At 47.1% G+C, this 5,209-nt stretch carries 2 tRNA genes and 2 rRNA genes; all 4 read right to left on the reverse strand.

What is annotated here, in order from left to right:
• Window positions 1-2: 2 nt before the first annotated feature.
• A 23S ribosomal RNA gene (locus MKJ01_RS18590) occupies window positions 3-2,763 on the reverse strand.
• Between the two features lie 158 nt (window positions 2,764-2,921).
• A tRNA-Ala gene (locus tag MKJ01_RS18595) sits at window positions 2,922-2,995 on the reverse strand.
• An 85-nt stretch (window positions 2,996-3,080) separates the two neighbouring features.
• Window positions 3,081-3,154, reverse strand: a tRNA-Ile gene (locus MKJ01_RS18600).
• 211 nt (window positions 3,155-3,365) lie between these two features.
• Window positions 3,366-4,882, reverse strand: a 16S ribosomal RNA gene (locus tag MKJ01_RS18605).
• The 16S and 23S rRNA genes sit together here with 2 tRNA genes alongside, the layout of an rRNA operon.
• Window positions 4,883-5,209 lie beyond the last annotated feature (327 nt).

Here is a 5,209-nt window from a genome sequence, read left to right on the forward strand (position 1 = left end):
TAGGCTATAAATCTACGGGTAATTAGTACTACTCGGCTATGCTGTTACCAACTTTACACCTGTAGCCTATCAACGTGGTCATCTCCCACGACCCTTAAAAGATGTCTCATCTTGAGGCGAGTTTCACACTTATATGCTTTCAGTGTTTATCTCTTCCAAACGTAGCTACTCAGCGGTGCACCTGGCGGTACAACTGATACACCAGAGGTTTGTTCAATTCGGTCCTCTCGTACTAGAATCAAGCCCTCTCAAACATCTAACGCCCGCAATAGATAGAGACCGAACTGTCTCACGACGTTCTGAACCCAGCTCGCGTGCCACTTTAATGGGCGAACAGCCCAACCCTTGGGACCTTCTCCAGCCCCAGGATGTGACGAGCCGACATCGAGGTGCCGAACCTCCCCGTCGATGTGAGCTCTTGGGGGAGACTAGCCTGTTATCCCCGGAGTACCTTTTATCCTATGAGCGATGGCCCTTCCATACGGAACCACCGGATCACTATGTCCTGCTTTCGCACCTGATCGACTTGTTGGTCTCACAGTCAAGCACCCTTATGCCATTACACTCTACGCACGGTTACCAAGCGTGCTGAGGGTACCTTTGAAAGCCTCCGTTACTCTTTTGGAGGCGACCACCCCAGTCAAACTACCCACCACGCAATGTCCTTCTGAAAGAAGTTAGGCTCCAAGTAAGTAAAGGGTGGTATTTCAACGTTGGCTCCACCGACACTAGCGTGCCAGCTTCAAAGCCTCCCACCTATCCTACACATTACTTACTCAAAGTCAATACGAAGTTATAGTAAAGGTTCACAGGGTCTTTTCGTCCCATTGCGGGTAATCGGCATCTTCACCGATACTACAATTTCACCGAGCTCGTGGCTGAGACAGTGCCCAGATCGTTACACCATTCGTGCAGGTCGGAACTTACCCGACAAGGAATTTCGCTACCTTAGGACCGTTATAGTTACGGCCGCCGTTTACTGGGGCTTCAGTCAAACGCTTCGCTTACGCTAACGCCCTTCCTTAACCTTCCAGCACCGGGCAGGTGTCAGACCCTATACAGCATCTTTCGATTTAGCAGAGTCCTGTGTTTTTGATAAACAGTCGCCTGGGCCTCTTCACTGCGGCCAGCATTGCTGCTGGCGTCTCTTCTTCCGAAGTTACGAGACTATTTTGCCTAGTTCCTTAGCCACGACTCACTCGAGCACCTTAGGATTCTCTCCTCGACTACCTGTGTCGGTTTTGGTACGGGTTGCTTCACTTCGGCTTTTCTTGGAAGCACTTTCCTTACAGCAGCTTCGCCCGAAGGCTAGGCCTTGACTATTCCGTCAGTCTCCAGTAAGTACGGCACTCCGTCCCCTTTTTAGTGTGAGCAAGTATGGGAATATTAACCCATTGTCCATCCACTACCCCTTTCGGGTTCGCGTTAGGTCCCGACTAACCCTCAGCTGATTAGCATGGCTGAGGAAACCTTAGTCTTTCGGTGAGGGGGTTTCTCGCCCCCTTTATCGTTACTTATGCCTACATTTTCTTTTCTGTACGCTCCACAATACCTCACGATACTGCTTCGATGCAAACAGAATGCTCTCCTACCAGATATAATTAATTATAAATCCATAGCTTCGGTAATATGCTTATGCCCGATTATTATCCATGCCGGACCGCTCGACTAGTGAGCTGTTACGCACTCTTTAAATGAATGGCTGCTTCCAAGCCAACATCCTAGCTGTCAATGCAGTCCAACCGCGTTGCTTCAACTTAGCATATATTTGGGGACCTTAGCTGTTGGTCTGGGTTCTTTCCCTCTCGGACATGGACCTTAGCACCCATGCCCTCACTGCCGACCATCATTTATTAGCATTCGGAGTTTGTCAGGAATTGGTAGGCGATGAAACCCCCGCATCCAATCAGTAGCTCTACCTCTAATAAACTATAAATCGACGCTGCACCTAAATGCATTTCGGAGAGTACGAGCTATCTCCCAGTTTGATTGGCCTTTCACCCCTACCCACAGGTCATCCGAAGACTTTTCAACGTCAACCGGTTCGGTCCTCCACTCTGTGTTACCAGAGCTTCAACCTGCCCATGGGTAGATCACAAGGTTTCGCGTCTAATCCTACTAACTATGCGCCCTATTCAGACTCGCTTTCGCTCCGGCTCCGGTACTTAATACCTTAACCTCGCTAGTAAAATTAACTCGTAGGCTCATTATGCAAAAGGCACGCCGTCACCCAACATGTGGGCTCCGACCGCTTGTAGGCGTACGGTTTCAGGTTCTATTTCACCCTTCTATTCGAAGTGCTTTTCACCTTTCCTTCACAGTACTTGTTCACTATCGGTCTTTCAGGAGTATTTAGCCTTGGAGGATGGTCCCCCCATATTCAGACAGGATTTCACGTGTCCCGCCCTACTCATTTATCACTCAAATATGCCTTTCATGTACGGGGCTATCACCCTCTACGGCTGTTCTTTCCAGAACATTCTATTAAACATATAAAAGCTTTTGGGCTAATCCGCGTTCGCTCGCCACTACTTACGGAATCTCTTCGATTTCTTTTCCTCCGGGTACTTAGATGTTTCAGTTCTCCGGGTTTGCTCTCTAAATAAATTTAGAGTGACATGTCTTCAACATGCCGGGTTGCCCCATTCGGACATCTCGGGATCAATTCGTGTGTGCCAATCCCCCGAGCTTTTCGCAGCTTACCACGTCCTTCTTCGCCTCTGAAAGCCTAGGCATCCGCCATACGCCCTTAACGATTTCTTTCCTATTTTTAGGTTACTCAAGCACTTATAAGTGCTCGGTTTTCTCTTTGTGATGTCTTTACCGTTAATGTCAATGATCTTAAATTCTTCTTTTCCGTTTGATGAACAATTGTTGTTTTTGGCTCCAATCGTAACTTTTAAATCAAACTTCCAAAACTGTGGAGAATAAGGGAGTCGAACCCTTGACCTCCTGCGTGCAAGGCAGGCGCTCTAGCCAGCTGAGCTAATTCCCCCTCTAGTAGACTTGGAGAGTAAAGAATAAAGAATAAAGATTTATCTTTTTTCTTTTCTCTTTCTTCTTCCCGTCTTTTCAATTAGTAGTCTCGGGCAGGCTCGAACTGCCGACCTCTACATTATCAGTGTAGCGCTCTAACCAGCTGAGCTACGAGACTCTGTTTTAGATGTTAGATGGTAGACTTCAGATGTTAGACTATTCTCTAACTTCTAATTTCCAACTTCTTTTCCTAATCTCTTCCCTATACTAATTTCTAGTGGGTTTGTATTTTTTTAATATATCAACCAAATAAAAAACTAAAGCTTTAACTTTAAGTAAGTACTCTGTACTTGCGTACTAATTTTGTTTATCGTCTTAAAGACGCTCTAAAATGAGATGTTCCAGCCGCACCTTCCGGTACGGCTACCTTGTTACGACTTAGCCCTAGTTACCTGTTTTACCCTAGGCAGCTCCTGTTACGGTCACCGACTTCAGGTACCCCAGACTTCCATGGCTTGACGGGCGGTGTGTACAAGGCCCGGGAACGTATTCACCGCGCCATGGCTGATGCGCGATTACTAGCGATTCCAGCTTCATAGAGTCGAGTTGCAGACTCCAATCCGAACTGAGACCGGCTTTCGAGATTCGCATCACATCGCTGTGTAGCTGCCCTCTGTACCGGCCATTGTATTACGTGTGTGGCCCAAGGCGTAAGGGCCGTGATGATTTGACGTCATCCCCACCTTCCTCTCTACTTGCGTAGGCAGTCTCACTAGAGTCCCCAACTTAATGATGGCAACTAGTGACAGGGGTTGCGCTCGTTGCAGGACTTAACCTAACACCTCACGGCACGAGCTGACGACAACCATGCAGCACCTTGAAAATTGTCCGAAGAAAATCTCATTTCTGAAACTGTCAATTCCCATTTAAGCCTTGGTAAGGTTCCTCGCGTATCATCGAATTAAACCACATAATCCACCGCTTGTGCGGGCCCCCGTCAATTCCTTTGAGTTTCATTCTTGCGAACGTACTCCCCAGGTGGCTAACTTATCACTTTCGCTTAGTCTCTGAATCCGAAAACCCAAAAACGAGTTAGCATCGTTTACGGCGTGGACTACCAGGGTATCTAATCCTGTTCGCTCCCCACGCTTTCGTCCATCAGCGTCAGTTAAGACATAGTGACCTGCCTTCGCAATTGGTGTTCTAAGTAATATCTATGCATTTCACCGCTACACTACTTATTCCAGCCACTTCTACCTTACTCAAGACCTGCAGTATCAATGGCAGTTTCACAGTTAAGCTGTGAGATTTCACCACTGACTTACAGATCCGCCTACGGACCCTTTAAACCCAATAAATCCGGATAACGCTTGCACCCTCCGTATTACCGCGGCTGCTGGCACGGAGTTAGCCGGTGCTTATTCGTACAGTACCTTCAGCTACTCTCACGAGAGTAGGTTTATCCCTGTACAAAAGAAGTTTACAACCCATAGGGCAGTCGTCCTTCACGCGGGATGGCTGGATCAGGCGCTAACCCATTGTCCAATATTCCTCACTGCTGCCTCCCGTAGGAGTCTGGTCCGTGTCTCAGTACCAGTGTGGGGGATCACCCTCTCAGGCCCCCTAAAGATCATCGACTTGGTGAGCCGTTACCTCACCAACTATCTAATCTTGCGCGTGCCCATCTCTATCCACCGGAGTTTTCAATAATAAATGATGCCATTCATTATATTATGGGGTATTAATCTTCCTTTCGAAAGGCTATCCCCCTGATAAAGGCAGGTTGCACACGTGTTCCGCACCCGTACGCCGCTCTCAAGATCCCGAAAGATCTCTACCGCTCGGCTTGCATGTGTTAGGCCTCCCGCTAGCGTTCATCCTGAGCCAGGATCAAACTCTCCATTGTATGTTTGTCTGACTCACTCAAAGTTATTTTTACGCTTTAGTTTTTCCTTACTTGGTTGTATATCTATTTTTCAATGATCTCTCTTCTTCCGCTTCCTCAGCATCCCTTTTCTGTCGTTGGGTCTCGCTGTATTTGCGTGTGCAAAAGTAAAACTTTATTTCTAATCAGCCAAATGTTTTGAAAGAAAATTTAAAGTTTTTTTATTAACCTTAATCCCTTCATCAACCATTCAACCCTCTACTCCTGCGCTCCCGTTTTACCGGACTGCAAAGATACAAATCTTTTTCTATCCCGCAAATCTTTTTTAATGAAATTTTAAAAGACCTG

Origin of the sequence: Chryseobacterium sp. SSA4.19, assembly GCF_022601875.1 — a bacterium.
In the GTDB taxonomy this organism is placed as follows: domain Bacteria; phylum Bacteroidota; class Bacteroidia; order Flavobacteriales; family Weeksellaceae; genus Chryseobacterium.